Raw genomic sequence first — 26,771 nt, 5'->3', positions numbered from 1 at the left:
CGGGGCGGGCGTCCGGGAGGGCGGGGCGTCTCAGTCGGCGAGGATCGCCGCCTGCTCGGCGCGCAGGGCGTCGATGAGGCGCCCCTCGGGCAGGACGACGTCGTCGTAGGTGAGGACCTCGTCCTTCTTGACGTCGCGCTTGAGGGTGCAGCCCTCGGCGACGCCCATCGGCAGCAGGTTCTGCGCCTTCGTCACGTCGTAGCGCTCGGCCACGCCGAAGGTGTCGTACCCGCCGAGGCGGTCGATCGTCTTCCCCGCCGCCAGGTCGGTCTTGGCCGTGGTGACGACCTCCACGGTGACGGTGTCGCCGGGCACGATCGCCGCGTCGCGGAACAGCACCGCACGAGCCACGGTGAGGGGGACCTCGAAGTGGCACAGGTGGTACGGCGTGTAGAAGGAGTACAGCGGCCCCTCGCCCAGCTTGTACAGGTTGAGGTAGTGCTGCTGCTTGGGGTCGTCGTGGGTGCCCAGGACGTACACGCCCGGGCCAGGCTTGGAACCGACGACGTAGTCCACGACGCCGCCGAGCTCCTTGAGCTGGTCGACGTCGTACTTCGCGGTCAGCTCGTCGACGTGGCCGTGGTGGTCGGCACCGCGCATGCCGCGCCGCTCGACCGTGAACCCGGCCGCGTTGGCGACGAGGGCCTGCTCGAACGACACCTTGGTGCCGTCGGCGAAGCTCGTCACCATGTACGGGTCCTGGCCCCACTTCTTCGCGAACCCCTCCTGGGTGGTGGGGTTGCGGTACTCGTCCTGCAGGCCCTTGATGTTGCCCGCCACGAGCGGGGTGACGCCGATGGAGCGCACGAACCGCAGCAGGTTCATCTGCACACCGGGCTGGTCGCCGTCGGCGCCGGTGTAGACGACGCCGGCCTTCTCGGCGCGCTTGCGCAGCGCCAGGCCGGCGGTGCCGTCGACCTCGGCGTTGAGCAGCACGACGTGCTTGCCGGACTCGATGGCGCGCACGACGACGTGGGCGCCGTACTCGGTGTTGCCGGTGGCCTCGATGACGGCCTCGACCTGGCCGGCGTCGACGACCGCCTCGTAGGAGGCGGAGACCACGGGCGTGCCGGCGGAGATCGCCTTGTCCACGGCGGCGGCGTCGTCGGCCTCGACCACGCCGGTCAGCCCGGCCTGCTCGTAGGCGTCGCGCGCCTTGGACACGGTGCGGTTGGCGATGGCGACGAGGTCCATGCCGGGCACGGAGTTGACGACCTGGTTCACCACGCCGCGGCCCATGAACCCGGCGCCGACGAGGGCGACGCGGATCGGGCGGCCCTCGGCCTGGCGCTGCTTCAGGGCGTTGTCGACGATGATCACGACAGCACCGCCCCGTCGGCCAGCAGCGTCCAGGACTTGTCCTTGTCGCTGATGACGGCGACGTCGCGGGCCCACGGCAGGGCCAGGTCCGGGTCGTCGTAGCGCAGGCCGCGCTCGGTGCCCGGGGTGTACTTCTGGCTGACCTGGTACACGACCTCGGCGCCGTCGGTCAGCGTGAGGTACCCGTGCGCGAAGTACGGCGGGACGTACAGCGCGCGGCGGTTCTGCGCGGTCAGCTCCACGGCCACGTGCTTGAGGTACGTGGGCGAACCCTCGCGCAGGTCGACGATGACGTCCTGGATGGCGCCGGCGGTGCAACGCACCAGCTTCGCCTCCGGGGCCGGGTCGACCTGGGTGTGCATGCCGCGCAGCGTGCCGGCGAGGTGGTTGTACGACAGGTTGCACTGCTCGACGGCCGGGATCAGCCCGGCGGCCTCGAACTCGTCGCGGCAGAAGGTGCGGGCGAAGAACCCGCGCTCGTCGGCGCGCTCCTCGAGGTCGACGATGGCGACGCCCTCGATGTCGGTCGTGGTGATCTTCACTGGGCGATCCCGCTGGTCGGCTGGTAGTTCCAGAACAGCTCCTTGTCGAGCTGCCCCGTCCTGATGAGGTGCTCGAGCTGCTTGAGCCGGGTGTGGCCGCGGCCCTTGAAGGTCTCCTCGTCCAGGTCGATGGCCTTGAAGACCTCGACGAGCTGGGCGGCGCCCTTGTCGGCGTCCCAGTCGCAGGAGAAGCCGGGCAGCGTCGAGTGGATCTTGTCGAAGTTCACCTTGTAGCTGCGGTTGTCGCCGTTGCTCTCGCCGAAGGTGATCCGGGCCTCGGGCAGGGCGCGGCCGACGGCCTCGGCGATCTCGCGGACGCGGTAGACCTGCTGGGAGTCGCCCACGTTGAAGACCTGGTCGTGGATCGCCTCGCGGGGGGCGTCGAGGACGGCGCGGATGGACTTGGCGATGTCCAGGCCGTGCACCAGGGGCCGCCACGGCGAGCCGTCGGAGGTCATGGCGATCTTGCCCGTGGTGAACGCCAGGCCGGCGAGGTTGTTCAGCACGATGTCGAAGCGCTGGCGCGGCGAGGCGCCGTAGGCGGTCGCGTTGCGCATGTACGTCGGGGAGAAGTCGTCGTCCGCGAGCGGGGAGAGGTCGCGCTCGACCATGACCTTGCACTCGGCGTACGCGGTCTGCGGGTTGACCGGGGAGGTCTCGTCGACGGTGTCGTCGGCGACGCCGTACACCGAGCAGGAGCTCATGTAGACGAAGCGGGAGACGCCCGCGGCCTTGGCCATCTCCGCCAGGCGCACGGAGCCCTTGTGGTTGACGACGTAGGTGACGTCGGGGATGAGCTCACCCAGCGGGTCGTTGGACAGCTCCGCCATGTGCACGACCGCGTCGGCACCGCGCAGGTCGTCGGCGGTGATGTGGCGGATGTCCTTGGCGAGCGTCTCGACCGAGGCGGTGACGCCGTTGTAGAGCCAGCCCTGCTTGTAGTAGCCGGTGTCGATGCCGAGCACCGAGTGGCCGGTCTCGAGCAGGGTGGGGGCGAGCAGGCAGCCGAGGTAGCCCTCGGTCCCGGTGACGACGATCTTCACTGCGCTTCTCCGGTTCCTAGGGGTTTCTCAGTCTTCCCAGATCTTCCACGGGGCCTTGCCGGAGTCCCAGAGCTTGTTGAACTCGGTCCACTCGCGGAAGGTGTCCATGCCCAGCCAGTAGCCCTCGTGCTGGGAGACCGTGAGCTGGCCGTCGCGGGCCACGGTCTGCAGCGGCTTCTGCTCGAGCATCATGTCGGGGTCGTCCTCGAGGTACTTGTCCGCGAAGGCGCGGTCGAAGACGAAGAACCCGCCGTTGACCCAGCCGTCGGCCAGGGTCGGCTTCTCGTTGAACTCGGTGACGGTGTCGCCCGTGACGTGCATCTCGCCGTAGCGCGAGCTCGGGTGCACCGCGGTGACGGTGGCCAGGCGGCCGCCGGCCTCGTGGTCGCGCAGGGACTTGGCGATGTCGACGTCGCCGAGGCCGTCGCCGTAGGTGAGGAGGAACTTGTCGGCGGTCAGGTGCTGCTCGACGCGCTTGATGCGGGCCGCGGTCGCGGTGGTCAGACCGGTCTCGACGAAGGTGATCTCCCAGTCCTCCTCCACACCGTTGGTGTGGTAGGTCGGGTCGTCCTGGGAGGAGAGGTTCAGCGTGAAGTCGCCCGCGTTGATCCGGTAGTCCAGGAAGTACCGCTTGATCATGTCGCTCTTGTAGCCCAGGCACAGCACGAACTTGCGGAAGCCGTGAGCGCTGTAGAGCTTCATGATGTGCCACAGGATCGGCCGGCCGCCGATGTCCACCAGCGGCTTGGGCAGCTTCTCGCTGGCCTCGCGCAGGCGGGTCCCCATGCCCCCGCAGAGGATGACCACCGGGATCTCGGACACGGGCGTGGCATCGCTCATCGTCAGTTGTTCCCTCACTCGATCCGACTGGACGTCGTCCGGCGCCCGCGGTAGCGGAGCCGTGGACAGGTGGGGGCCACACTCGGAGACGTTCCCCGGCGGCGGATCGAACCCCCCACGAATTCGCGCCGCCAGTTCTCCGTCGAGATGCGTGCCGAGGCTACTACAGGGCCTCCGGCACGAGGCCGGATACGCGGATCCTGATCGCAAGACTCCCCGTCCGGCGGCACCGCGCCCCCCGATGAACACGCTGCGATGGGAGCCCGTCACTCAGAGGAACCAACGTGCGGCCTCCCGGCGCACGGATCCGCACCGGCGGCACCACGGCGGCGGGCATACGCTCCTGCCCGTGGGACGGTTCGAGAACATCGCAGCGCTCGCCGACCCCCCCGCGGGGTCGGTGGTGCTGGACCTGGCCTGCGGCTCCGGGCGCACCACCCGCGCCCTGCTGCGCTCCGGCCCACGCCTCGTGCACGCCGTGGACGTCGGCTCCACCCTCGACGACGACCTCCTGCTGGACGAGCGGGTGCGCGCGCACATCGCCGACCTGTCCGCCCTCCCCCTGGACGACGCGAGCACCGACGTCGCCGTCTCCCTCAACGCCGTGGAGCACCTGCACGACGTCGACGCCCACCTCGCCGAGGTCCACCGGGTGCTGCGCCCGGGCGGCACCGCCGTGCTGGCCCACTCCGACTGGGACACCGCCCTGTTCACCAGCGACGACGACGCCCTGACCCGCACCCTGCTGGACCGCTTCGTCGCCCACGCCCCCGCCGGCGGTTCCCCCACCGACGGCTTCGCCGGCCGCAAGCTGCTGCGCCACGCCGCCCGCAGCTCCTTCACCGTGCGGTCGGTGCACTCCTGGGCCGACCCGCACCGCCGCTTCGACGAGGGCTCGGTGGCCTGGAAGGTCGCCACCGGGGTGCTCTCCGCCGTCGCCGACGACCCCTCGCTGGCGGCCCGCGCCGCCGGCTGGATCGAGGGCCTGCGCCGCAGCGCCGGCGCCGGGGAGTTCCTGTTCACCGTCACCGACGTCGCCGTGGTGCTGCGCAAGGACTGACCCGGCCCGCACGCCCCGGTGGCGGGAGCGGGCGGCGCGCGAGAACGTTCGGTGCAGGACAGCACCACAGGACGAGGAGGGCGAAGTGGCCGCAGGACTGCTCGGCAAGGTCACCAGGTTCATGTCGACGCCGCAGGGGCGCCGGCTCACCCAGCAGGCGGCCCGGCGGGTCCAGGCCGCGGCCAAGGACCCCGCGACCCGGCGGAGGATCGACGCCGCCGTCTCCCAGCTGCGCCGCCGCGGCGGAGGCACGCACCGCTGACGCGCGGCTGAGGTCGACCGCCGCGGGTGCCCGCGCGATCACCCCGGACGGCTCAGCCGGCCTCGTCGGTCGACATCCAGCGCTCCGGCCCCGCGCTCTCGCGCGCCAGGCGCGCCCGCTGCGACTGCTCGGCCAGCAGCCGCGCCGCCACCGGCGCCGCCAGGTGGTCCACCCGCGGCTTCACCGGCCCGGACGTCGAGTGCAGCGCGACGCTGGCCAGGCCCATGCGCCGCTGCAGCGGCCCCTGCGCCAGCCCCAGGCTCTGCGTGCGGGCGTGCGGCACCACGTCCAGGCACCGCACCAGCCGCCCGCTGCGCGCCAGGAACGCGTGCTCGGTGACGAGGTAGCCGTCGCGGCGCCAGGCGACCGGGTCCAGCCAGCGGGCCGCGCGCGGCACCGCCGTGTACCCGCCCTGCGCGTCGCGGCCCGTCAGCCCGTCCCGCACCAGGTCCAGGGCGCCGCCGGGACCGCTCGCGCCCAGCGCGGGCAGCACGAGCGCCAGCACCCGGGCCAGCTCCTCCTCGGTGCCCACCGGCAGCACGGTGGCGGCCTCCTGCCCGTCCTCGCCCGGGCCGGAGTCGTACCCGGCGACGTTGACCTGCACGCGCCACCAGCCGGGCCGGCGCCACAGCAGCGGCTGGGTGATGCGCAGGGCCTGCACCCGCCCCGGGGGCACCGTCTGGGAGCGCTGCTCCAGCAGGCCGTGGGTCAGGCGCATGCCGTCCGGGGAGTGCGCGACGGTGAAGTTGAACCCGTGGCTGAAGCGCTGCCACACCGCGGAGCCGACGCCCAGCACGCCCGGCAGCGCCGCCACCAGGGGCGTGGTGGTGCGCGCGAGGACGCACCCCACGACCAGCCCGACCGCCGCCAGCACCACCAGGACCGTGGACAGCGAGCGCAGCGTCGCCGCGACCAGCCGGCCCGGCGGCACGTGCACCACCGGCCGCTGCGGAGCCTCCGGCGCGCTGACGGTGCCGTGCTCGTCGCTGTCCACCCGCACGCCGGCGGCGGCCGCGAGCAGCGCGTTGCGCACCCGCTGCGCCTCGTCCTCGCGCAGGTACGCCAGCGAGACCTGGCTGCCGGACCCGCCGGCCACCTCCAGGCGCAGCTCCGCCAGCCCGAGCAGCCGCCCCAGCAGGGGGCGCACCACGTCCACCGCCTGCAGCCGGTCCAGCTGGGCGCTGCGCTGCTGGCGCCACAGCACGCCGTGCTCCACGTGCACGGCCTCGGCGTCCACGCGGTAGCGGGTGCGCCGCCACGCGACGGCGCTGTAGACGGCACCGACGAGCGCCAGCACCAGCAGCCCGCCGAGCAGGATCAGCGCGAGCAGCCACGCCTCGACGTCGATGCGCGCCAGGTCGTCGACGTTCTGGACGACGGCGAAGGCGAGGACGGCGGCGACGATCTTCCACGCCCGCAGCACCGGGGTCACCGGGTGCAGCCGCCGCCAGCCGGCGTCCTGCAGGACCGCGCGCGTCGGGGCGTCCAGGTGCCCGGCGACGGCGGGGTCGACGACCTCCAGCGCCGGCTCGGCGGGCTCCGGCGCCGGCTCGGCGGGCTGCGGCTCCTCGGGGCGGGCGCCGCTCACAGGCCCGCCAACCGGGCCCGGCCGCGCGCGGCGAGGCGGTCGCGCAGGCGGGCGGCCTCCTCCGGCGGCAGGCCGGGGATGGCCGCGTCGGAGTCCGGGGAGGCGGTGTGCAGCTGGACCTTGGCCACCCCGAAGCGGCGGTCCACCGGGCCCGCCTGCACGTCCACGTACTGCAGGCGCCCGTACGGCACCACCACCAGGGAGCGGAACAGCAGGCCGTGGCGCACCAGGAGGTCGTCGTCGCGCTCGGCGTAGCCCCAGGCGGGCACCTGCCGGCCGGTCAGCCACCACGCCCACGCCCACAGCGCCGCCACGACGGCGGCGCCGATCGCGATCCACCACGTCAGCAGCACCGCCAGCACCAGCAGTACCAGCAGCACCGGAGCCGCCCAGGCGGTGGCCGTCACGCGCTGGGACGTCGCCAGCCGCGGCGACACCCGCTGCCACGTGACGCCCGGCGGGTCGAACGGGTCCACCGGCCCGGCCCCGCGGTCCACCGCGTCGCGCCCGCCGTCCCCGTGATCCGCCCCGTGGTCCACCCCGTCAGGGTGCCAGACGCGTTGCGCCGCGCGGCGGCGTCGGCGAGGCTCCCGGTGTGATCGTCGAGGGTGGCAGCGGACCGGAGGTGGCGCCGGACGACGTCGCCATCCGCTTCGAGGGGGTCGGCAAGCGCTACCGCGACGGCACCGAGGCGGTGCGGGAGCTGACGCTGGACGTGCGCCGCGGTGAGCTCGTGGCCCTCGTCGGCCCCAGCGGCTGCGGCAAGTCCACCATCCTGCGGATGGTGAACCGGCTCGTGGAACCCACCAGCGGCCGGGTGCTCGTCGACGGCCGCGACACCTCCGGCGTGGACGCCGTCGAGCTGCGCCGCGGCATCGGGTACGTCATCCAGGCCGGCGGGCTGCTGCCGCACCGCTCCGTGCGCGACAACGTCGCCACCGTCCCCAAGCTGCTCGGCTGGGACGCGAAGGGGCGCCGCGAGCGTGCCGACGAGCTGCTGGAACTGGTGGGGCTGGACCCGCACGTCCACGGGCGCCGCTACCCCGCGGAGCTGTCCGGCGGGCAGCAGCAGCGCGTCGGGGTGGCCCGCGCGCTGGCCGCCGACCCGCCGGTGCTGCTGCTGGACGAACCGTTCGGCGCCGTGGACCCGGTGGTGCGCGACCGGCTGCAGGTGGAGTTCCGCCGCCTGCAGACCGAGCTGGGCAAGACGGCGCTGTTCGTCACCCACGACCTCGACGAGGCGGTGCGGATGGCCGACCGCATCGCGGTGCTGTCCACCGGCGGGCACCTGGAGCAGTACGCCGACCCCGCGACCCTGCTGTCCGAGCCCGCCACCGGCTTCGTCGTGGAGTTCGTCGGCTCCGACCGCGGGCTGCGCCGCCTGGCCGTCACCCCCATCCGGCCCGAGGACCTGGAGACCCCCACGACCCTGGCCCCCGGCGACGGCGTCGCGTACGCCTCGACGGCGCTGGAGGTGGACGGCCGCTCCTGGGGGATCGTGCTGGACGGCGAGCGCCGGGAGCTGGTCGGGTGGGTGCCCCGGGCCCCGCTCACCGAGGCGATGCGCCGTGGCGACCGCGCCGGCCGCGTCGCGGACTGGACGCAGCCGTTCGACGTGACGGTGCAGCGGGCCGAGACGATGCGCACGGCCTTCTCCGCGCTGCTGGCGCAGGAGCTGCGGTTCCTGCCCGTGCTGGACGGGGCGGAGTTCCTGGGCGTCATCACCCCCGACGTCGTGCACACCGCGCTGCGCGGCAGCAAGCAGCCCACCGGCCCGGACGGCAGCGGCACGGCGTGATGCGGCGGTGAGCGCCGTCGGCCGGCTCACCCGGTCGCTGGCGGTGCTGTACGGCGCCGGCGCGAGCGCGGCGCTGGGGGCGGTCGTCGTGCTCGGCGACGGCACGGCGGTGACCTACGTGGCGGGGCTGACCGCGTTCTGGTGGTTGCCGCCGGCGCTGGTGGTCGTGCCGGTGGCCGTGGCGGTGCGGGCGTGGGGGGTACTGGCGGCGGTCGTGGCACCCGCCGTGGCGGCCGGGGCGCTGCTGGGCCCATTGGCCCTGCCCGGGCGCGGCGGCGGCGGTGCGGACCTGCGGGTGGCGACGTTCAACCTCACCGGCACCCGCGGCCTGGACGGGCTGGACCTGCTGGTGCAGCGGTGGCAGCCCGACGTGCTGCTGCTGCAGGAGGTCAGCCCCGCCGCCCGGCGGTACCTGGACGAGCAGTACCCGCAGTACGCGCACCGCTGGTACGGGGCGGCGAGCCGCGTGGGCGGCGACGGCGGCGGCGGCACCGACGGCGACGCCGTGTGGTCCACGGTGCCCATCGCCTCCACCCGTCCGGTCACGGGCCTGCCGGAGGGGGCCCGCCCGGCCCACGTGGTGGTCCTGGACGCCGGCGCCCTGGGTGGTCCCGCCGAACTGCCCGTGCTCTCGCTGCACCTGGCCTCCCCGTGCCTGGGGTGCTCGCCCTGGGGTCGGGACAACAACCCCGCGGGCGGCACGACGCAGGCCGCCGCCACGCGCGTGGCCGAGGCCCGCCGCTACGCGCGGGTGGCGCGCGAGCTGGCGGCCGCGGGGCCGGTCGTGCTCGGCGGGGACCTGAACTCCTCCGACTTCAACGAGCCGCTGCGGGTGCTCACCGGCGACGGGCCGGACGGTGGCGGCCTCACCGACGTGCACCGGGCGGTGGGCACCCGCCCGCAGCTGACGCGCGGGTCCAACCCGGGGTACGCGCGCGTGGACGTGGTGCTCACCGCCGGGCTGGAACCGGTCGCGGACGCCGAGGGCGCCGCAGGCGGCAGCACCCACGCGCCCGTCGTGGCGGACCTGCGCTGGGAGGGGTGAAGCGCTCAAGGGGACGCGCGGGGGCGCCGACGTCACGGGGTGAGGACGCGCCGGTGGAACCGCCACCCGGGGCGTCCGCCCGTCGAGGAGGACCCCGTGGACGCCCCTGGAACCCGCCGACTGCTCGCCGACCGCTCGGTGACCGCCAAGATCTCCGCAGCGGTGCTCGCCGCGTCGGCGGTGGCCGTCGGCGTGGGCGCCCTGGGCGTGAGCGGCATGGCCGACCTGGACACCGAGCTGAAGGCCGTCAAGGCGGAGCACGTGGACGGCATGCAGGAGATCGCCACCGTGCGCGGCGGGATCACCGCCATGTACCGCGCCTCGCTGCTGAACAGCATCGCCGCCGACGCCGCCGGCCACGCGGACGCCCTGAGCTCGGCGCAGGAGGCGGACGCCGTCGTCGAGGAGGCGCTGGAGCGCTACGCCGCCGGCGCCACCGGCCCGGCCGCCGCGGCCGCCGTCGAGGACGTGCGCGCCTCCTACGCCGACTACGTCGCGCTGCGCGACGTCATCATGTTCCAGCAGACGCCCCCGGCCGGGTTCACGATGCCCGCCGCGACGGAGATCGGGCCCCGGTTCAACACGGCCGAGAACGGGTTCAACGAGGCCATCACCGCCCTGCAGGAGGCCGAGGCGCAGGCGGCGCAGGCCAAGAGCGAGGAGGCGGGCGCCGAGTACCGGCGGGTGCGCACCGTCGTCGTCGCCGCCCTCCTGGCGGGCCTGGCGCTCGCCGGTGCGCTGGCGGTGTTCGTGGTCCGCACCGTGCGCCGCCAGCTGGGCTCGGTGGGCGCCGCCCTGGACGCGGTCGCCGACGGGGACCTGACGGTCGCCGCCACCGTGCACTCCCGCGACGAGCTGGGTGCCATGGCCGGGGCCGTCAACCGCGCGCGCGAGGGCATCGCCTCCCTCGTGCGCCAGCTGTCGGAGTCCACCGGCACCCTCGACCACAGCTCCCGCCGCCTCGCCGGCGTCACCGAGCAGATCGCGGCCAGCGCCCAGGAGGCCGCCGGTCAGGCCGACGTGGTCGCCGCCTCCGCCGCGGACGTCTCCAGCAGCGTGCAGACCGTGGCCGCCGGCGCCTCCGAGATGGGCCTGTCGATCCACGAGATCTCCCAGAACGCCAACGACGCGGCCCGGGTGGCGCAGGAGGCCGTCGAGGTCGCCTCCAGCACCAACGAGACGGTCTCCAAGCTCGGGGAGTCCTCCGCCGAGATCGGCAACGTCGTGAAGGTCATCACCGCCATCGCCGAGCAGACGAACCTGCTGGCGCTGAACGCCACCATCGAGGCGGCCCGCGCCGGCGAGATGGGCAAGGGCTTCGCCGTCGTCGCCGGCGAGGTCAAGGAACTGGCCCAGCAGACCGCCCAGGCCACCGAGGACATCTCCCGCCGGGTGGCGACCATCCAGACCGACACCGAGGGCGCGGTGCGGGCCATCGCGGACATCACCCGCATCGTCGGCACCATCAGCGACTACCAGGGCACCATCGCCTCGGCCGTGGAGGAGCAGACCGCCACGACCGCCGCGATGAGCAGCAGCGTGGGTGAGGCCGCCGGTGGCGCCGCGGGCATCGCCGGCAGCATCGACGGGGTCGCCGCGGCCACCCGCGCCACCAGCGCCTCCCTCGCGGAGGGCGAGGTGGTCGCGCGCGAGCTCGCGCAGACGTCCGCCCGGCTGCAGGAGCTGGTGGGCCGCTTCCGCGCCTGACGCGCTCTCCCGGCGGCCCGGGGTCCGGGGCACCGGTTCCCCGGGCGACGTGCGCCGCGGCGCGGGTGTGCCGGGACCTCAACCCCGGCGCCCGCGGACCCGATGCTCCTGGGGTGAACCGCTCCCGGCTCGGCCGCGCGGCCGTCCCGGCCGGTTTCGCGCTCCTGCACGCGACCGCCGTCCTGCTCGGGCGCGCCTCGGCGCCCGAGGGCTCCCCCCTGGCCGTGGTGTGGCCGGCGGCGGGCATCGGGTTCGTCTGGCTGGCGAGGTCCTGGCGCTCACCGCGCGAGCGGTGGCGCGACGCGGCGCTGCTGCTGGTCTCCGGCACGGCGGCGCAGCTGCTCACGGGCAAGCCCGCCGGACCGGCGACCCTGCTCGCCGCCACCGGGGCGGTGCAGGCGCTGGCGGCCTGCTGGGTGCACCAGCGGTTCGAGCCCCGCGGGTTCCGGCTGCGCCGGCCCCGGGACGTGTGGGTCCTCACCCTGGCCGCGGTGAGCGGGGCACTGGCCGGCGCGCTCGTGGGGGTCGGGGCCGCCGGCCCCGCCGTGGGCACCGACCGCGCGGTCGAGGACCTGCTGTCCTGGACCGTGCGCCACACCGCCAGCACCCTCGCGGTGGCGGTGCTGTGGCTGTGGGTCGGGGACCGCACGCGCACCCCGGTGCGGGCCGAGGCCGGGCGCAGCGAGGTGCTGCTCGTCGCGGTCGCGACCTGCGCGTCCCTGGGCTGGCTCTACGCGCAGCCGAGCAGCCTGCCGCTGGCGTTCCTCATGACGCCGCTGTCCGTGTGGACCGGGCTGCGGCTGGCCCCGCTCGCAGCCCTGGGCACGACCGTGGCCGGCGACGCCCTGCTGGTCCTCGTCTGGCAGCACGGCCCCTTCGCCACCCTGCCCGAACCGCGCGCCGCCCTGTACTCCCAGCTGCTGGCGCTCGTGCTGATCGGCGTGGTCACCCCCCTGGTGCTGCACCGCGAGGAGCGCCAGCGCCTCGACGCCGAGCTGCGCGAGGCGTACCGCGAGGTGCAGGAGCGCTCCGCCCGGCTCACCGCCTCCGAGCAGCGCTTCCGCCTCGCCTTCGACACCGCACCCGTGGCCATGTTCATGGTCGGTGGCGGGGGTGGCCGCGTCCTGGAGGTCAACGCCACCGCGTGCGCCTTCACCGGCCGGGACGAGACGGCCCTGCGGCGGCTGCGCTTCGCGGACCTGCTGCACCCGGGCGACGCCCCCGCCCACCGGGCGGTCCTGGAGGGGCCGCCGCGCACCGGGGCGGAGCACCGCGCCCTGCTGGAAGGGCGCTACCTGCACGCCGGCGGCGACGTCCGCCGGGGCCTGCTGTCGGCCGCACCCGTGCCGGGCCGGGACGGTGCGGCGCCCTACCTGCTGTGCCTCGTGGAGGACGTCACCGCTCGGCGCGCGGCCGAGGCCGCGCTGCTGCACCAGGCCCGGCACGACGCGCTGACCGGCCTGCCCAACCGGGTCCTGCTGGGCGAGCGCCTGCGCGACGCCCTCGCCGCCGGCCCCGCCGCGGTCCTGTACTGCGACCTGGACGGCTTCAAGGACGTCAACGACACCGCCGGGCACGCGGCGGGCGACGCCGTGCTGCGCGAGGTCGCCGCCCGCTTCGCGGCGTGCCTGCGCGAGGGCGACACGCTCGCGCGCTCCGGCGGCGACGAGTTCGCCGTCGTGCGCCCCGGCACCGGCGACCCCGGCGAGGTGGTCGCGCTCGGCGAGCGCCTGGTGGCGGTGCTGCGCGAGCCGGTGGGGGTGGCGGCCGGCGGCTTCAGCGTCGGGGTGAGCGTGGGCGTGGCCGCCGCGGGCGGGGCGGGGCGGCCCGGCCACCGCAGCGGACCGGACCTCGAGGAGACCGCCGAGCGGCTGGTGGCGGCGGCCGACGCCGCGATGTACACGGCCAAGCGCGCCGGCAAGGGGCGGGTGCACGTGGGCCCCGGCCCCGCGCGGCGGCCGCACCGGGTGCCGCCTCAGGTGCCCGCGCGCTCCGCGCCCTCGCCGGGGTCGTCCTCGGGCGGCACCCGGCAGTAGCGCTCCACCACCAGGCCCGCGACCAGCAGCGCGACGGAGACGGCGAGGTCGGCGAGGGCCACGAGGAACTGCTCGCGGCGCGCGACGATCTCCAGGGTCGGCAGGTAGTGCACGGCGAACCCGGTCGACAGCCCCGACAGCAGGGCGCCGGCGACGCACGCGGCCTTCGCCAGCACCGCGGTGCGCGCGGCGCGCAGCGCGTCGATGCGCCGGGCGCGGTCGCCGCGCACCCACTGCCGCACCGGCCAGCCCAGCCCGAACACGGCCACCGCCAGCAGCGCGATCGTCAGGGTCGTGCGCCACAGCAGCAGCGGCTCGGCGGAACCGGTGGCCGTCCACGCCCGCAGCCCCGACCAGGACAGCACCGCGGCGAGGAACCCCACGGCCAGCAGGACCCCCGGGCGGGTGGGCTTCACGCCCGTTCCCCCACCAGGCGGTCCAGGAGGTCGCGCACCGGGCCGCCGCGCGGGCCGGGCAGCACCGCGCCGGGGTCCAGCTGCGCCCACGGCGCCAGCACGAAGGTGCGCTCGTGCGCGCGCGGGTGGGGCAGGACGAGGTCCGGCTCGTCCAGCACCGTCGCGCCGTGCGCGACGACGTCCACGTCGATGGGCCGCGGGCCGCCGGGCACCTTGGCCGAGCGGTCCAGGCCGCCGCGGCGCTCCACCTCGTGGCACAGCGCCAGCAGCTCCCGCGGCGGCAGGCTCGTGCGCGCCAGGACCACGAGGTTGAGGAACTCCGGCTGCTCCAGCACCTCCCCCACCGGTGCGCTGGCCAGCGGCTCGGACACGGCCTCGACGACGAGGCCGTCCGCGGCGCGCAGCTCGGCCACCGCCGCGGCCAGCGCCGCGGCCCGGTCGCCCAGGTTCGCGCCGAGCGACAGCACGACGGGCACCGCCGCGGCACCGGGCCCGTGCGCGTTCCCGGTGGGGTTCACGCCCGCACCCGGCGCACCGCGAGCTCCACGTCGTCGAAGGGGACGGCCAGCGGCGCGCGCGGCTTGTGCACGACGACGTCCACGGCCACCACCCGCGGCGAGCGGGCCAGGCAGGCGGCCGCCACCCGCTCGGCGAGGGTCTCCAGCAGCGCGACCGGCTCGCCCGTCAGGACCGTCACCAGCTCCTCGGCCAGCGCGCCGTAGTCGACGGTCGCGGACAGGTCGTCGCCCGCGGCGGCCTCGGCGACGTCCAGGTGCAGCGCGACGTCCAGGCCGAACGGCTGCCCGTCGCGGCGCTCGGCGTCGAAGACCCCGTGCCGGCCCACGGCGCGCAGGCCCCGCAGCACGATGCGGTCCAGCACCCGCCCGTCCGCGCCGAGGACGGGCCCGGCGGCCTCCAGGGAGCTCACGGCACCGCCACCCCCGCACCCGCCAGCGCCCACGCGCGCGCGACCCGCACGGCGGCCGCCGAGGCCGCCGCCTCGTGCACCCGCACACCCCAGGCGCCCGCCGCCGCGGCCAGCGCCGAGACCGCGGCCGTGGCGTCGTCGCGCCCCGCGGGCGGCGGGACGGTGCCGTCGCCGGCGGCCAGCAGCGCCCCCAGGAACCTCTTGCGGGAGGCGCCCACCAGCAGCGGGCGGCCCAGCGCGGCCAGCCGCGGCAGGGCCGCCAGCAGCGCCCAGTCGTGCTCGGCGACCTTCGCGAAGCCCAGGCCGGGGTCCAGCACGACGCGCTCGGGGTCCACGCCGGCGGCGGCGACCGCGTCCAGGCGCCGGGCCAGCTCACGCTCGACCTCGGCGACCACGTCGCCGTAGACGGCCAGGGAGGCCATGACGTCGGAGTGCCCACGCCAGTGCGAGAGCACGTACCCGGCGTCCAGGCCCGCCACGGCCGGTGCCATCGCCGGGTCGGCCAGGCCGCCGGAGACGTCGTTGACGAGCACCGCGCCGGCCTCGACCGCCGCCACGGCGACCTGCGCGCGCATCGTGTCCACGCTCACGGCGACGCCGCGCCCGGCCAGCTCGCGCACCACGGGGACCACGCGGCGCAGCTCCTCGGCGGCGTCCACCCGGCCCGCCCCGGGGCGGGTGGACTCCCCGCCCACGTCCACCACGTCGGCGCCGGCGGCGACCAGCGCCAGGCCGCGCGCCACGGCGTCGCCGGCGGCGAGGAAGCGCCCGCCGTCGGAGAAGGAGTCGGCCGTGACGTTGACGACCCCCACGACGCGGCAGCGGCCCGGCTCCAGCAGGGCGGCGAGCGGACCCGCGGGGGCGCTCACCGGTGCCCCGCCACGATGAGGCTCATCGCCTCCGCCCGGGTGGCGGGGTGGCGCAGGCCCCCGCGCACCGCGGAGGTGACGGTCTTCGCGCCCGGCTTGCGCACGCCCCGGTACGTCATGCAGGAGTGCTCGCACTCCACGACGACGATGACGCCGCGCGGGTGCAGCCCGTCCACGAGGGCGTCGGCGACCTGGGTGGTCAGGCGCTCCTGCAGCTGCGGGCGGCGGGCGTAGACGTCGACCAGGCGCGCCAGCTTCGACAGGCCCGTGACGCGGCCGTGCTCGCCGGGGATGTAGCCGACGTGCGCGACGCCGTGGAAGGGCAGCAGGTGGTGCTCGCAGGTGGACTGCAGCTCGATGTCCTTCACCAGGACCAGCTCGTCGTGCTCGAGGCCGAAGTCGGTGACCAGCACGTCGGCCGGTTCCTGCGACAGGCCGGCGAACAGCTCCCCCGCCGCGCGGGCGACGCGGGCGGGGGTGTCGCGCAGGCCCTCGCGGTCCGGGTCCTCGCCGATGGCCAGCAGGAACTCCCGGACCGCGGCCTCGGCGCGCGCGGTGTCGACGCCCGTGCGCGCCGGGGGGCCGGCCGGAGCGGTGGTGCCGCCGGTCACGGCTCCTCGTGGGTGCGGTTCAGCGGGACCTGCGCACCGTGGCCGTTGAGGGCGGCGCGCTCGCGCGGGCCCGTCACCGGCGGCACGTCCGAGACGTGGCGGCGGTCGCTGGACAGCCACACCGGGCGCTGCGGGCGCTTCACGACGGGCGCGAAGATCTCCGCCAGCTCGGCCTGGTTGAGGGTCTCCTTGTCCAGCAGGGCGACGACGAGGTCGTCCAGGACCTGACGGTGCTCCACGAGGATCTCCCACGCCTCGTCGTGGGCGGCCTCGATGAGGCGGCGGACCTCCTCGTCGACGATGCCGGCGACGCCCTCGGAGTAGTCGCGCTCGTGGCCCATGTCGCGGCCGAGGAAGACCTCACCGCCACCGCTGCCGAGCTTGATCGCGCCGATGCGCTCGCTCATGCCGAACTGGGTGACCATCTTGCGGGCCATCCCGGTGGCCTTCTCGATGTCGTTGCTGGCGCCCGTGGTCGGGTCGTGGAAGACGAGCTCCTCGGCGACGCGACCGCCCAGGGCGTACGCGAGCTGGTCGAGGATCTCGTTGCGCGAGGTGGAGTACTTGTCCTCCGTGGGCAGCACCATCGTGTAGCCGAGGGCCCGCCCGCGCGGCAGGATCGTCACCTTCGTCACCGGGTCGGTGTTCGGCAGCGCCGCGGCCACCAGCGCGTGACCACCCTCGTGGTACGCGGTGACCTTCAGCTCCTTCTCGCCCATCCGGCGGGTGCGCTTCTGCGGGCCGGCCATGACGCGGTCGATGGCCTCGTCGAGGGCGGCGTCGTCGATGACCTTGGCGCCGGCGCGGGCGGTCAGCAGCGCCGCCTCGTTCAGGACGTTGGCCAGGTCCGCGCCGGAGAAGCCCGGTGTGCGGCGGGCCACGGAGAGCAGGTCGATCCCGGGAGCCATCGGCTTGCCCTTGGAGTGCACCTGCAGGATCTTGTGCCGGCCCTCCATGTCGGGGGCCTCCACCGCGATCTGGCGGTCGAAGCGGCCCGGGCGCAGCAGCGCCGGGTCGAGGATGTCGGGGCGGTTCGTGGCGGCGATGAGGATGACGTTCGTCTTGACGTCGAAGCCGTCCATCTCGACCAGCAGCTGGTTCAGCGTCTGCTCGCGCTCGTCGTGCCCGCCGCCCAGGCCCGCGCCGCGGTGCCGGCCCACGGCGTCGATCTCGTCGACGAAGATGATCGCGGGGGCGTTCTGCTTGGCCTGCTCGAAGAGGTCGCGCACGCGGGAGGCGCCTACGCCGACGAACATCTCCACGAAGTCCGAACCGGAGATCGAGTAGAACGGCACCCCGGCCTCGCCGGCGACGGCGCGCGCGAGGAGGGTCTTGCCGGTGCCGGGCGGGCCGTAGAGCAGGACGCCCTTGGGGATCTTCGCGCCGACGGCGAGGAACTTGGCGTTGTCCTCCAGGAACTCCTTGATCTCGTGGAGCTCCTCGACGGCCTCGTCGGCGCCGGCGACGTCGGCGAACGTCGTCTTGGGGGTGTCCTTGGTCATCATCTTGGCCTTGGACTTGCCGAACTGCATGACCCGGCTGCCGCCGCCCTGCATCTGGCTCATCAGCCACCAGAACAGCAGCAGGAGCAGCAGGATCGGGCCGACCGTGAACAGCAGGGACGACAGCAGGCTCGTGGTCGGCACCTCGTCGGTGACGCTCTCGACGTCGGAGGCCTCCAGGGCGTCCAGGACCTCCTGGCCGCGCTGGGAGATGTAGTACGAGCGCACGGTGGTCGCGCCGTCGACCTCCACGCCGTCCTTCAGGCGCAGCTCGATGCGCTGGTTGCCGTCGGTGAGGGTGGCGCTCTCGACCTGGTTCTCGTCGATGAGCTCCAGGGCACGGGTGGTGGACACCTCGGTGGTGCCGCTGGAGGCGAAGAAGGACGCGCCGATCGCCACGACCGCGACGGCCACCACGATCCAGAGCCACGGGCCGCGGACTACACGCTTGAGGTTCGACATCTGTGGAAGGGGACGCCCCCTGTCCCTCCTGCTCGGTCCAGCCGGACGCTCGACGGTACACCGCGGCGCCGACGCGCCGACCCGGCAGCCGTCCGCCCGGTTCTCAGGGGAACCAACGGGTGGGGGTGGGCTGCTGTTCCGGTCGCGTCCCACCGGTTCGCCGTCAGCGGAAGAGCGAGAAGCGCAACGCGCACCTCCCCGACGCCGACCTCTTTCACTTCACGCCTTGCTCGAAGTGAAAGGCGGTGGCGGGATCCGGCGGCGGACCACCTCAGCCAACGGGGTGGCCAGCACCGCGCCACCGCGGCGCGGGGTGGCGACGGTGGCCGCCTCGGAGAGCTGCTCCGACCGCACGAGCTCGGCCGCTCCCAGGTGCAGCTGGGCCTGCCGCAGACGGGTGCGGGCATCGGCCGCCGTGCACGCCCCGGTCCGCGCAGTCCGTCCGCTCACGCGCGGCCCACCTCCGTCAGCAGCATCCGCAGCCCCGGCCCGACGAGCACCCGGCCATCGGCCCGCAGACCGGCCAGCAACGGCTGCCCCTCACGGGCGGCCGTCGACAGCTGCGAACGCGTGACCTGCACGAACTGCACCGCGTTGCCCGTCAGCGCCTCCACCTCCTCCCCCAGGTGGTGCACCTGCTCGCCCCACGGGCCGTCGAGGTCGACGCCGTCGTCGCGCACGAGCAGCAGGTCCAGGTCGCCGTCGGACCCGGCCTCGCCCCGGGCCCGAGACCCGAGGAGGACCGCCGCCAGCACGGCGCCGGCGAGGACGTGGTCCCGGTCGAGGGTGTGCAGCACGTCGGCGTCCACCGTGGGCGCGATGGACCGCAGCGGGTTCGTGGCGTCCACGGGACCACGCTGTCGCTTTCCCGATACCTCTATCGGTATCCCGATGCGCTTCTGCCCGAGCGTCGCCGCCGGACCGGGGCGGTCCTCAGCTGTAGACGTGCGGGGCGAGGGTGGCGACGCAGTCGAGGTTGCGGTACTCGTCGGCGAAGTCCAGGCCGTAGCCGACGACGAACTCGTTGGGGATGTCGAAGCCGACGTAGGCCACGTCCACCTGCACCTTCGCCGCGTCCGGCTTGCGCAGCAGCGCGCACACCCGCACCGACGCCGGCCCGCGCGAGCCGAGGTTCGCCAGCAGCCAGGACAGGGTCAGGCCCGAGTCGATGATGTCCTCCACCACGAGCACGTGGCGGCCGGAGATGTCGGCGTCCAGGTCCTTGAGGATGCGCACCACGCCGGAGGACTTGGTGCCCGAGCCGTAGGAGCTGACGGCCATGAAGTCCATCGACAGCGGGATGCTCATGGCGCGCGAGAGGTCGGCCATGACCATGACCGCGCCCTTCAGGACGCCCACGAGCAGGACGTCCTTGTCGCGGTAGTCCTCGTCCAGCTGCGCGGCGAGCTCGGCCACCCGCGCGGCCACCTGCTCGCGGGTGAGCAGGACGTGGTCGAGGTCGGTGCCGGCGTCGGCGGCGTCCACGGGGTCCTCCGGGCTGTCGTGTCGTCGGGGCTCACGCGGGTGCTCCCGCCCCCGCGGGCGTGAGCACGAGCCTGCCACACGCCCGGTGGGCCCTGGCACCCCCCGGCAGGTGCACCGGACCCTGCCCGCGCCAGCGCAGCAGCAGCGCGTCCACCGCGTCGACGTGCGCGGCGGCCAGCGCCCCGGCGGGGCAGCCGGCGGCCAGCGCGGCCCGCCGCAGCCAGCGCCGCCGCAGCGCCGCCGGGGCGGCCAGCAGGTCGGCCACCTCCGCGGCGCCGGCGCGGAACGGGTCGCGCTGGGCGGCCAGCTCGTCCAGGGCGTCGGCGTCCTCGCGCAGCGCCCGCGCCGAGCGGGCCAGCGCCGCCGCCACCCCCGGGCCCAGCGCCGCCTCCAGCGCGGGCAGCGCGTCGTGGCGAACCCGGGCGCGGGCCAGGGCCCGGTCGGCGTTGGCCGGGTCCTCCCACGGCTCGAGCCCCTGCGCCGCGCAGGCCGCGCGCACCACGGCTCGCGGCACGCCCAGCAGCGGGCGGCGCAGCACCCCGCGCACCGCGGGCATCCCCGCCAGGCTGCGGGTGCCCGACCCGCGCGCCAGGCCCAGCAGGACCGTCTCGGCCTGGTCGTCCAGGGTGTGCCCGATCAGCACCGCGACGGCGCCCGACGCCTGCGCCAGGTGCTCCAGCGCGGCGTACCGGGCCGCGCGGGCGGCGGCCTCGGGACCACCCGCACGGCCGACGGCCACCCGGGTGGTCAGCACCGGCTCCAGGCCCAGCACCGCCGCGCACACGTGGCGCACGCGCCGGGCCACGTCCGCCGAGCCCGGGTGCAGGCCGTGGTCGACGCTCACCGCCCCGGCGCGCAGGCCGGCGCGGGGTGCCTCGAACGCCAGCGCCGCCGCCAGCGCGAGGGAGTCCGCACCGCCGCTGCACGCGGCCAGCACCAGCGAGCCCGGCGCGGCGCCCAGCGCGCGCAGGTCCGCGCGCACCGCCACCCGCACCGCGGCCACCGGCGCCGGCGGCCCGCTCACCCGCTCAGCCGTGCACCCGGCGCACCCAGGCGGCCGGGTCGGCGATCTCCTCCGGCGACGGCAGCTCGTCCGGGCCGCGCCACACGGCGTTCAGCCCGTCCCAGCCCACCCGCTCCAGCACCCCGCGCACGAAGCGGGCGCCGTCGGCGTACTGGCGGGTCTTGGCGTCCAGGCCCAGCAGCCGGCGCGTCAGCTGGTCCAGCGAGCCGCGGCCGCGGCGGCGCTCGGTGAAGCGCGCCCGGATCGTCGCCACGGTCGGCACGACCTGCGGGCCGACCTCGTCCATCACGACGTCGGCGTGACCCTCCAGCAGCGACATGACCGCCACCACCCGGCGCACCCGCTCGCGCTGCCCGGGGGTCTGCAGCAGGTCCGCCAGGCCGGCCCCGGCACCGGGGCCGTCGTCCCCGCGCAGCAGGTCCGGCAGGCCGCGCAGCACCCCGCCCAGCCGCTCGCCGAGGTCGCGGGGGTGGGCCAGCAGGTCCACCGACAGCCCGCGGGCCTCGTCGGTCACCCAGCGGCGCAGCCACGGGCTGGCGCCGAACTGCAGCCGGTGCGCCTCCTCGTGCAGGCACACCCAACGGCGGAAGTCGCCCGGGTCCACGCCCAGGTCCCGCTCCACCTGCACCACGTTGGGCGCCACCAGCAGCAGCCGCCCCGGGGAGCCGGCGTCGACGCCGGAGAAGACGTCGAACTGCCCCAGCACCCGCGAGGACAGGAACGCCAGCAGCGCGCCGGTCTCCGCGCCCGTGGTGCGCCGGCCGACCGCGGTGGTGGCGCGGTCGGCGCGGCCACCCTGCTGCGGGCCGCGCCGGCCCGGCGGCGGGGCGGGCACGGCCACGGGCTCCAGCAGGGCGCGCAGCGCCTCCACGTTGGCGCGCGCCCACGAGGCGCGGTCCACCACCAGGGCGGGCGGCTCGGGCGCGACCGCGGGGTCGCGGTGCAGGCGGGCGGTGGCGGCCACCGGGGCGGCGGACGAGGCGGCCGCCTCGCGCAGCTCCCCGACGACGTCGGCGACCTCGTCGCGGCCGACGCGCGGGCCCGCGGGCACCAGCCGCGCGGCCAGCCGGGCGGCGAGGTCGAAGTCGACGTACGCGGCGACGGTGCGGCTGCTGGTCCCCGGTGCGTCCATGGCGGCACGCTACGCGCCGCCCGCTCGGGTGCGCGTGCGGCGGGGAGCGTGCGGCGGGGAGCGTGCGGCGGGGAGCGTGGGGCGCTCAGGAGCAGCCGCAGGCGGCGAGCGCCGCGGCGAGGGCGTCCTCGGCGCGGCGCGCGCCCCAGGAGGCGCCCGCGGGCACGGCGTCGGACAGGACGGCGAAGGCGAGCACCCGGCCGTCGGCGTCGCGCACGTACCCGGCCAGCGAGCTGACGCCGGTCAGGGTGCCCGTCTTGGCGCGCACCACGCCCGCCGCGGCGGCGGACTCGCCGCGGTAGCGCTCGGCCAGGGTGCCGGTGACCCCGGCCACGGGCAGGCCGCTGAGCAGGGCCGACAGCTCGGGCCGCTCGTCGGAGGTGGCCAGCGCCAGCAGGTCGGTGAGCACCCGCGCCGGCAGGCGGGTGCCGCGGCCCAGCCCGCTGACGCCCTGCAGCTGCACCCCGGTGACGTCCACGCCCAGGTCGGCGACGGCTGCGGTGACCGCGGCGCCGGCGTCCTCGAAGGTGCCGGGGCGCCCGGTGGCCACCGCCACCCGCCGGCCCAGCACCTCGGCGAGGGTGTTGTCGCTCTCGGTGAGCATCAGCTCGACCTGCGCGGCGGTGGTGGCCGACTCCACCCGCGCCAGCACCGGCGCGCCGGGGTCGGCGGCGGCGCGGGCCACGCCGCCGTCGACGTCGGCGGGCGCCACGGCGACGCCCTGCTCGGCGAGCAGCCGGGCGAAGGTGCGGGCGGCCTCGAGGGCGGGGTCGGCGGCGCGGGGCGCGTCCCGCCCGGGCACGAGGCGGCCCTCGTCGACGGCGATCGGGGCGATCGGTGCGACGTACCCGGCGGCGACGTCGCCGGCGCCCCACCCGGGCGAGACGGCCGGGCCGTTGAACAGGGCGTCGTCCAGGCGCACGGCCACGGTGCCCGCGCCGGCCTCGCGCAGGGCGGCGGCGGTGGCGGCGGCGAGGTCGGCCAGCCCGGCGCGCCCGGCCGCGGCGCCGGGCTCGCCCGCCCCGGCGGACAGCAGGACGTCGCCGCCGGCGACGAGCACCACCTCGTCGGGGGAGGTGCCCCGCACCACGGTCGTCGCGGCGCGCGAACCCGGCCCCAGCACGTGCAGGGCGGCGGCGGCGGTCAGCAGCTTGGTGACGGAGGCGGGGGTGCGGGGCGCGTCCGCGGCCAGGGAGAGCAGGACCTCGCCGGTGAGGGCGTCGGCGACGACCGCGGAGGGCGCCGGGCCCAGCGCGGGGTCGGCCAGGACCGGGGCGAGGCGCGCCTGCAGCGCGGCGGGGTCCGGGACGGGCGCGGCGGTGCCGGGCGGGGCCAGCACGGGCGCGGGCGCCGCGTCCGGCGCGACGGCGGCCGGGGCGGTGGGCAGCGGCTCGGCGGTGGGCGGCGGGGTGGTCGTCAGCGGGCCGGGCACGGCGTCGGCGACGTCCAGGCCGGCGTACCCGGCCAGGAGGACCAGGGCCGTGGCCGCACCGGCCAGGCCCGCCGCGCCCCTGCGCACCCGCTCCCCCTCGTCCCCCGTCCGGACCCCGCCCGTCCGTGACCGGCGGGCGACTGCGCGACACTAGCGCGACCGCCGGGCGCCGGACGTGGCGCCGGGTCGACAGGACGGGCCCGGCCGGGCCCCGCGAGAGGAGCAGCGTGACCAAGGCACCCACGTCGGAGAACCACCCCTCGGACGAGGTCGTGAAGCCGACGCAGCCGACCGAGTTCGACGCGACCATCGAGATCCCCAAGGGTCAGCGCAACAAGTACGAGGTGGACCACGAGACCGGCCGCATCCGGCTGGACCGCATGCTCTTCACGTCCACGCGCTACCCGCACGACTACGGGTTCATCGAGGGCACGCTGGGCGAGGACGGCGACCCGCTGGACGTGCTGGTGCTCCTGGAGGAGCCCACGTTCCCGGGCTGCCTCATCGCCTGCCGCGCGATCGGCATGTTCCACATGCGCGACGAGGCCGGCGGCGACGACAAGATCCTCGCCGTGCCGGCGGGCGACCCGCGCTGGGACAACATCCAGGACCTGGCCGACGTCAGCGAGTTCGACCGCCTCGAGATCCAGCACTTCTTCGAGACCTACAAGGACCTCGAGCCCGGCAAGTCCGTCGAGGGCGCCAACTGGGCCGGCCGCGAGGAGGCCGAGAAGGAGATCGCGGCGTCGTACGAGCGCGCCAAGGGCACCTCCTACGAGGCCGGCGCCGGCCACTGACCGATCCCCCTCCGGGCGGGCGACCGCCCGGAGGGTCCCGGTCAGCCGGGCTGGATCAGCGGGGCCGGGTGCCGTGCGGCAGCAGCCCGGAGCGGTAGATCGACGCGGTGCGCACCACGGCCCCGGTGTGCGGGGCCTCCACCATCCGCCCGGGCGAGACCACCACGCCGACGTGGTGGACCGTGGCCGGGTCGGAGGTGTCGGTGGCGTAGAAGACGAGGTCCCCGGCCGCCAGGTCGGCCAGGGGCACCGGCGCCCCGCTGGAGCGCTGCAGGCGCGAGGAGTGCGGCAGCCGCACGCCGGCGGCCTCCCAGGCGCACAGGGTCAGGCCGGAGCAGTCGAAGGCGTCGGGGCCCTCCCCGCCCCACCGGTACGGCTTGCCGAGCTGGTCCAGGGCCCAGGCCACGGCGGTGTCCGCCCCCGGGGTGGGGCCGGCCGCCACCGGCACGGGCGGCGCGCCCGTCGAGGACCCGGCGGCGGCCTCGGCGGCCTGCCTCGCGGCCGCCTCGCGGCGCCCCTGCTCCTCGGCGGCCAGGCCGGCCTGCCGTTCCCGCTCCAGCTCCACGGTGGTCCGCTGCAGCCGGGCGAGCTCGGCGATCAGCTCCTCGGTGCGCGTCCGGGTGGCCGTGACGGCGGCGTCCGCGGCGGCGGCTGCGGCCTCCGCGGCGGTGCGGGCCGCGGCGGCGGCGTCGGTGGCCCGCTGCTGCGCGGCGGCGGCGGTCTCAGCCTCGGCGCGGGCGGCCTCGGCGGTGCGCTGCGCCCGGTCGGCGCGCTCGACGGCCTCGTCGCGGTGCTCGGTGAGGCGGCCCAGGGTGGCCGAGCGGTCCAGCAGGTCCTGGGCGGAGCCCGCCCCCAGCACGGACGCCAGCGGCCCGAGGTCGCCGCCGGCGGCGCGGTAGCTGCGGGAGGCGAGCCGCCCCAGGGCGAGGCGGGCGCCGTCCAGCTCGGCGCGGGCCGTCCCGGCGGCACCGGCCGCCAGCGACGCCTCGGCGGCCCGCTGCTGCAGCAGCTCCCGCGCCTGCGCGAAGTCCTCCGCGGCGACCGACAGGCGCACGTGCGCGGCGTCGAGGTCGGCCTGCTGCCGGGTCAGCTCGGCCTGCAGCGCGGCGACCCGCTGGGCGGTGCCCGCGGCGGCCGCCCGCGCCGCGTCGACCTCGTCCTGACCGGGGGGCTGGACCGGTGCCGCCGCGGCGGGTGCGGCGGCCAGCAGGGGCAGGGCCCCGGCGACGGCCAGCAGCACGGTGCGGCGTGCAGCGCCGCCCGCCACGGCGCCGCCCTCAGCCACGACGGCCGGTGCCGGCCGCGGCGCTGTCACGTGCCGTGATCAGTCGTGTCACACGGTGCAGGCTAGTCAGAGGGGACGGTGCTGGGAACAGCGCGAGCGTACGATCGAGGGCTGGATCGCGGGCCCCAGCCCGCACGAGGCGGGGGACCGAGGACGGGAGGAGCTGCCCGTGGGCGAGCTCATGCAGATCGGCGAGGTGGTCGAACGCGTCGGCTACAGCTTCCGCACCATCCGCTACTACGAGGAGATGGGCCTGGTCGCGCCCTCGGCGCGCACGCCCGGCGGCTTCCGCCTGTACACCGAGATGGACGTGTACCGGCTCCTGGTCCTCAAGCGCATGAAGCCGCTGGACTTCTCCCTGGAGGAGATGCGCGAGCTGCTCTCGATCCTCGACGCCCTGGACGGCCGGCTGCCCTCCGGCACGCCCCGCGAGGAGCTGTTCGACCAGCTCGACGACTTCCGCGCCGCGGCCGACGCCCGGGTGGAGAAGCTGCGCGAGAAGCTCGCGATGGCCGAGGAGTTCGCGCAGCAGCTGCGCGACGAGGCCGCCGGCCGCACCGGCGGCAGCTCCCCCGCCCCCGAACCGCCGGTGCTGCCCGAGCCGCCGGCGCTGCAGGGGCGGGACGCCGCGGCGACGGGCTGAGCCGCCCCGGGCGCGTTCAGCCGGTGAACGGCAGCACCGGCAGGCCCCGCACGCCCGGCACGTGCCGGAAGAGGCTGCCCGCCGCCGGGTCGTCGTCGTCGGCGAGGTTCTCCCGCGAGGTGGTGATGAACAGCTCGTCCAGGTCGGCGCCGCCGAAGGTGCAGGCCGTGACCTGGCGCGCGCCCACCTCCACGACCGCGTCGAGGGTGCCGTCGGGGGCGTAGCGGCGCACCGCCGAACCGCCGAACAGCGCCGTCCACACCCCGCCCTCGGCGTCCACGCACAGCCCGTCGGGGTTGTTCGCGCCCGAGGAGTCGTTGACCTGCGCGAACGGGCGGCGGTTCGCCAGCCCGCCCTCGCGGTCGTAGTCGAAGACGTCGGTGCGGCCGGTGGGGGTGTCGTTGTAGTAGGCCAGCGTCCCGTCGGGGCTGAAGCCTAGGCCGTTGGAGATCGTCACCCCGGTCAGCACCGTGCTCACCGAGCCGTCGGGGTCCAGGCGGAACACGGACCCGCGGCCCTGGCCGGCACCGCCGGACTGCTCGTACGCCATGGACCCGGCGTAGAAGCGCCCGTCGGGGTCGCAGCCGCCCTCGTTCATCCGCAGCCCGGCGTCGGCGCCCCACAGCTCCGGCAGCTGGCTGAGGGTGCCGTCGGCGTCCTCCAGGACGAAGCCGCGCTCGACCGCCACGACCGCGCCGCCACCGGTGCGCGGGCGCACGATCGCCGCGACGTCGCCGTAGTGGCGGCGCGTCACCTCCCCCGCGGGGGTGAGGGTCAGGACGTCGCCGGCCACCATGTCGACGAACCGCAGCCCGCCCCACTGCTGGGACCAGCACGGCCCCTCGCCGTGGTAGACGATGCGATCGGTGATGCGTTCCGCTGCGGCCACGCCCCGCACCCTAGGGGGCGGCGCGTTCGCCCGCCCGGGTGGCTGCGCTCCAGGA

Annotated in this window: 28 protein-coding genes; 8 read left to right on the top strand and 20 right to left on the bottom strand. The window is 76.0% G+C overall.

Going from position 1 to position 26,771, the window contains the following annotated elements; all coding sequences use genetic code 11:
• Positions 1-30 precede the first annotated feature (30 nt).
• Genes ACRYR9_RS05510 through rfbF form a run of 4 tightly spaced genes read right to left on the bottom strand, consistent with a single transcriptional unit; the run spans position 31 to position 3,745 of the window.
• Positions 31-1,320, bottom strand: a complete 1,290-nt coding sequence (locus tag ACRYR9_RS05510) for an NAD(P)H-dependent oxidoreductase (protein WP_432493067.1) — start codon at positions 1,318-1,320, stop codon at positions 31-33.
• Entirely contained in the window at positions 1,317-1,862 is a 546-nt protein-coding gene (gene rfbC, locus ACRYR9_RS05505; RefSeq protein WP_432493069.1) for a dTDP-4-dehydrorhamnose 3,5-epimerase, read from the bottom strand. Before rfbC ends, ACRYR9_RS05510 begins: the two co-directional genes overlap by 4 nt.
• Entirely contained in the window at positions 1,859-2,905 is a 1,047-nt protein-coding gene (locus ACRYR9_RS05500) for an NAD-dependent epimerase/dehydratase family protein (protein WP_432493071.1), read from the bottom strand. The genes rfbC and ACRYR9_RS05500 overlap by 4 nt, the downstream gene beginning before the upstream one ends.
• 27 nt (positions 2,906-2,932) lie before the next feature.
• A complete protein-coding gene (gene rfbF / locus ACRYR9_RS05495) occupies positions 2,933-3,745 on the bottom strand; it encodes a glucose-1-phosphate cytidylyltransferase (protein WP_432493073.1) in 813 nt (270 codons plus the stop codon).
• Positions 3,746-4,094: 349 nt separating this feature from the next.
• Here rfbF and ACRYR9_RS05490 point away from each other — a divergent pair, with 349 nt between their 5' ends.
• Together ACRYR9_RS05490 and ACRYR9_RS05485 are read left to right on the top strand one after the other, a co-directional pair.
• Positions 4,095-4,805, top strand: a complete 711-nt coding sequence (locus tag ACRYR9_RS05490) for a methyltransferase domain-containing protein (RefSeq protein WP_432493075.1) — start codon at positions 4,095-4,097, stop codon at positions 4,803-4,805.
• Between the two features lie 85 nt (positions 4,806-4,890).
• Positions 4,891-5,067, top strand: coding sequence for a hypothetical protein (locus ACRYR9_RS05485; RefSeq protein ID WP_432493077.1), 177 nt, complete (start codon positions 4,891-4,893; stop codon positions 5,065-5,067).
• Positions 5,068-5,119: 52 nt separating this feature from the next.
• Here the strand turns inward: ACRYR9_RS05485 and ACRYR9_RS05480 are convergent, their stop codons facing one another.
• Positions 5,120-6,655, bottom strand: coding sequence for a PH domain-containing protein (locus tag ACRYR9_RS05480; RefSeq protein ID WP_432493079.1), 1,536 nt, complete (start codon positions 6,653-6,655; stop codon positions 5,120-5,122).
• Positions 6,652-7,152 (bottom strand): PH domain-containing protein, encoded by a 501-nt coding sequence (locus ACRYR9_RS05475; RefSeq protein WP_432493181.1) that lies wholly within the window; start codon positions 7,150-7,152, stop codon positions 6,652-6,654. Before ACRYR9_RS05475 ends, ACRYR9_RS05480 begins: the two co-directional genes overlap by 4 nt.
• Before the next feature lie 98 nt (positions 7,153-7,250).
• Between ACRYR9_RS05475 and ACRYR9_RS05470 the strand changes: the two genes are divergently transcribed.
• The 4 genes from ACRYR9_RS05470 (at position 7,251) to ACRYR9_RS05455 (ending at position 13,241) form a co-directional block, all read left to right on the top strand.
• Positions 7,251-8,453 (top strand): ABC transporter ATP-binding protein, encoded by a 1,203-nt coding sequence (locus ACRYR9_RS05470; protein ID WP_432493081.1) that lies wholly within the window; start codon positions 7,251-7,253, stop codon positions 8,451-8,453.
• Between the two features lie 7 nt (positions 8,454-8,460).
• A complete protein-coding gene (locus ACRYR9_RS05465) occupies positions 8,461-9,498 on the top strand; it encodes an endonuclease/exonuclease/phosphatase family protein (RefSeq protein WP_432493083.1) in 1,038 nt (345 codons plus the stop codon).
• Between the two features lie 96 nt (positions 9,499-9,594).
• Positions 9,595-11,205, top strand: coding sequence for a methyl-accepting chemotaxis protein (locus tag ACRYR9_RS05460; protein WP_432493085.1), 1,611 nt, complete (start codon positions 9,595-9,597; stop codon positions 11,203-11,205).
• A gap of 113 nt (positions 11,206-11,318) precedes the next feature.
• Positions 11,319-13,241: a diguanylate cyclase domain-containing protein gene (locus ACRYR9_RS05455; RefSeq protein WP_432493087.1), complete on the top strand. Its 1,923-nt coding sequence runs from the start codon at positions 11,319-11,321 to the stop codon at positions 13,239-13,241.
• Here ACRYR9_RS05455 and ACRYR9_RS05450 read toward each other — a convergent pair.
• The 12 genes from ACRYR9_RS05450 to dacB form a co-directional block, all read right to left on the bottom strand.
• The gene (locus ACRYR9_RS05450; RefSeq protein ID WP_432493089.1) at positions 13,181-13,657 is read right to left on the bottom strand and encodes a DUF3180 domain-containing protein; all 477 of its coding nucleotides are present in this window, start codon (positions 13,655-13,657) and stop codon (positions 13,181-13,183) included. The genes ACRYR9_RS05455 and ACRYR9_RS05450 overlap by 61 nt on opposite strands.
• On the bottom strand, positions 13,654-14,175 hold the full coding sequence (gene folK / locus ACRYR9_RS05445; protein WP_432493091.1) for a 2-amino-4-hydroxy-6-hydroxymethyldihydropteridine diphosphokinase: 522 nt from the start codon (positions 14,173-14,175) through the stop codon (positions 13,654-13,656). The genes ACRYR9_RS05450 and folK overlap by 4 nt, the downstream gene beginning before the upstream one ends.
• Positions 14,172-14,585, bottom strand: coding sequence for a dihydroneopterin aldolase (gene folB, locus ACRYR9_RS05440; protein ID WP_432493093.1), 414 nt, complete (start codon positions 14,583-14,585; stop codon positions 14,172-14,174). The genes folK and folB overlap by 4 nt, the downstream gene beginning before the upstream one ends.
• Positions 14,582-15,454, bottom strand: coding sequence for a dihydropteroate synthase (gene folP / locus ACRYR9_RS05435; protein ID WP_432493095.1), 873 nt, complete (start codon positions 15,452-15,454; stop codon positions 14,582-14,584). Before folP ends, folB begins: the two co-directional genes overlap by 4 nt.
• Positions 15,451-16,065: a GTP cyclohydrolase I FolE gene (gene folE / locus ACRYR9_RS05430; protein WP_432493097.1), complete on the bottom strand. Its 615-nt coding sequence runs from the start codon at positions 16,063-16,065 to the stop codon at positions 15,451-15,453. Before folE ends, folP begins: the two co-directional genes overlap by 4 nt.
• The gene (gene ftsH / locus ACRYR9_RS05425; RefSeq protein WP_432493099.1) at positions 16,062-18,029 is read right to left on the bottom strand and encodes an ATP-dependent zinc metalloprotease FtsH; all 1,968 of its coding nucleotides are present in this window, start codon (positions 18,027-18,029) and stop codon (positions 16,062-16,064) included. Before ftsH ends, folE begins: the two co-directional genes overlap by 4 nt.
• A gap of 219 nt (positions 18,030-18,248) precedes the next feature.
• Entirely contained in the window at positions 18,249-18,479 is a 231-nt protein-coding gene (locus tag ACRYR9_RS05420; protein ID WP_432493101.1) for a hypothetical protein, read from the bottom strand.
• Positions 18,476-18,877: a nucleotidyltransferase domain-containing protein gene (locus ACRYR9_RS05415; protein WP_432493103.1), complete on the bottom strand. Its 402-nt coding sequence runs from the start codon at positions 18,875-18,877 to the stop codon at positions 18,476-18,478. Before ACRYR9_RS05415 ends, ACRYR9_RS05420 begins: the two co-directional genes overlap by 4 nt.
• An 85-nt stretch (positions 18,878-18,962) precedes the next feature.
• Positions 18,963-19,514, bottom strand: a complete 552-nt coding sequence (gene hpt / locus ACRYR9_RS05410) for a hypoxanthine phosphoribosyltransferase (protein ID WP_432493105.1) — start codon at positions 19,512-19,514, stop codon at positions 18,963-18,965.
• Between the two features lie 31 nt (positions 19,515-19,545).
• Positions 19,546-20,538 carry a tRNA lysidine(34) synthetase TilS gene (gene tilS, locus ACRYR9_RS05405; RefSeq protein WP_432493107.1) on the bottom strand — a complete coding sequence of 331 codons (993 nt, stop codon included), beginning with the start codon at positions 20,536-20,538 and terminating at the stop codon, positions 19,546-19,548.
• Positions 20,539-20,542: 4 nt separating this feature from the next.
• The gene (locus ACRYR9_RS05400) at positions 20,543-21,670 is read right to left on the bottom strand and encodes a zinc-dependent metalloprotease (RefSeq protein WP_432493109.1); all 1,128 of its coding nucleotides are present in this window, start codon (positions 21,668-21,670) and stop codon (positions 20,543-20,545) included.
• An 85-nt stretch (positions 21,671-21,755) separates the two neighbouring features.
• On the bottom strand, positions 21,756-23,189 hold the full coding sequence (dacB, locus tag ACRYR9_RS05395) for a D-alanyl-D-alanine carboxypeptidase/D-alanyl-D-alanine endopeptidase (RefSeq protein ID WP_432493111.1): 1,434 nt from the start codon (positions 23,187-23,189) through the stop codon (positions 21,756-21,758).
• Between the two features lie 185 nt (positions 23,190-23,374).
• Here dacB and ACRYR9_RS05390 point away from each other — a divergent pair, with 185 nt between their 5' ends.
• Entirely contained in the window at positions 23,375-23,899 is a 525-nt protein-coding gene (locus ACRYR9_RS05390; RefSeq protein ID WP_432493183.1) for an inorganic diphosphatase, read from the top strand.
• A gap of 55 nt (positions 23,900-23,954) precedes the next feature.
• Here ACRYR9_RS05390 and ACRYR9_RS05385 read toward each other — a convergent pair whose 3' ends face one another.
• Complete coding sequence (locus ACRYR9_RS05385) at positions 23,955-25,184, bottom strand: C40 family peptidase (RefSeq protein ID WP_432493113.1); 1,230 nt, start codon at positions 25,182-25,184, stop codon at positions 23,955-23,957.
• 181 nt (positions 25,185-25,365) lie between these two features.
• Between ACRYR9_RS05385 and ACRYR9_RS05380 the strand changes: the two genes are divergently transcribed.
• Entirely contained in the window at positions 25,366-25,827 is a 462-nt protein-coding gene (locus tag ACRYR9_RS05380; protein ID WP_432493185.1) for a MerR family transcriptional regulator, read from the top strand.
• Positions 25,828-25,843: 16 nt separating this feature from the next.
• On the opposite strand, the gene ACRYR9_RS05375 is transcribed toward ACRYR9_RS05380, so the two are convergent.
• Positions 25,844-26,716, bottom strand: a complete 873-nt coding sequence (locus tag ACRYR9_RS05375; RefSeq protein ID WP_432493115.1) for an SMP-30/gluconolactonase/LRE family protein — start codon at positions 26,714-26,716, stop codon at positions 25,844-25,846.
• Positions 26,717-26,771: the final 55 nt, after the last annotated feature.

Source organism: Kineococcus auxinigenes (assembly GCF_050871525.1).
GTDB lineage: Bacteria > Actinomycetota > Actinomycetes > Actinomycetales > Kineococcaceae > Kineococcus.
Note: the sequence above shows the minus strand (reverse complement) of the source record. Positions and strands in the feature narration are given on the sequence as shown.

Coding starts and splice junctions, on each gene's coding strand:
- rfbF (WP_432493073.1), bottom strand. CDS start 3,745: ATGAGCGATGCCACGCCCGTGTCCGAGATCCCGGTGGTCATCCTCTGC.
- ACRYR9_RS05380 (WP_432493185.1), top strand. CDS start 25,366: ATGCAGATCGGCGAGGTGGTCGAACGCGTCGGCTACAGCTTCCGCACC.
- ftsH (WP_432493099.1), bottom strand. CDS start 18,029: ATGTCGAACCTCAAGCGTGTAGTCCGCGGCCCGTGGCTCTGGATCGTG.
- ACRYR9_RS05400 (WP_432493109.1), bottom strand. CDS start 21,670: ATGGACGCACCGGGGACCAGCAGCCGCACCGTCGCCGCGTACGTCGAC.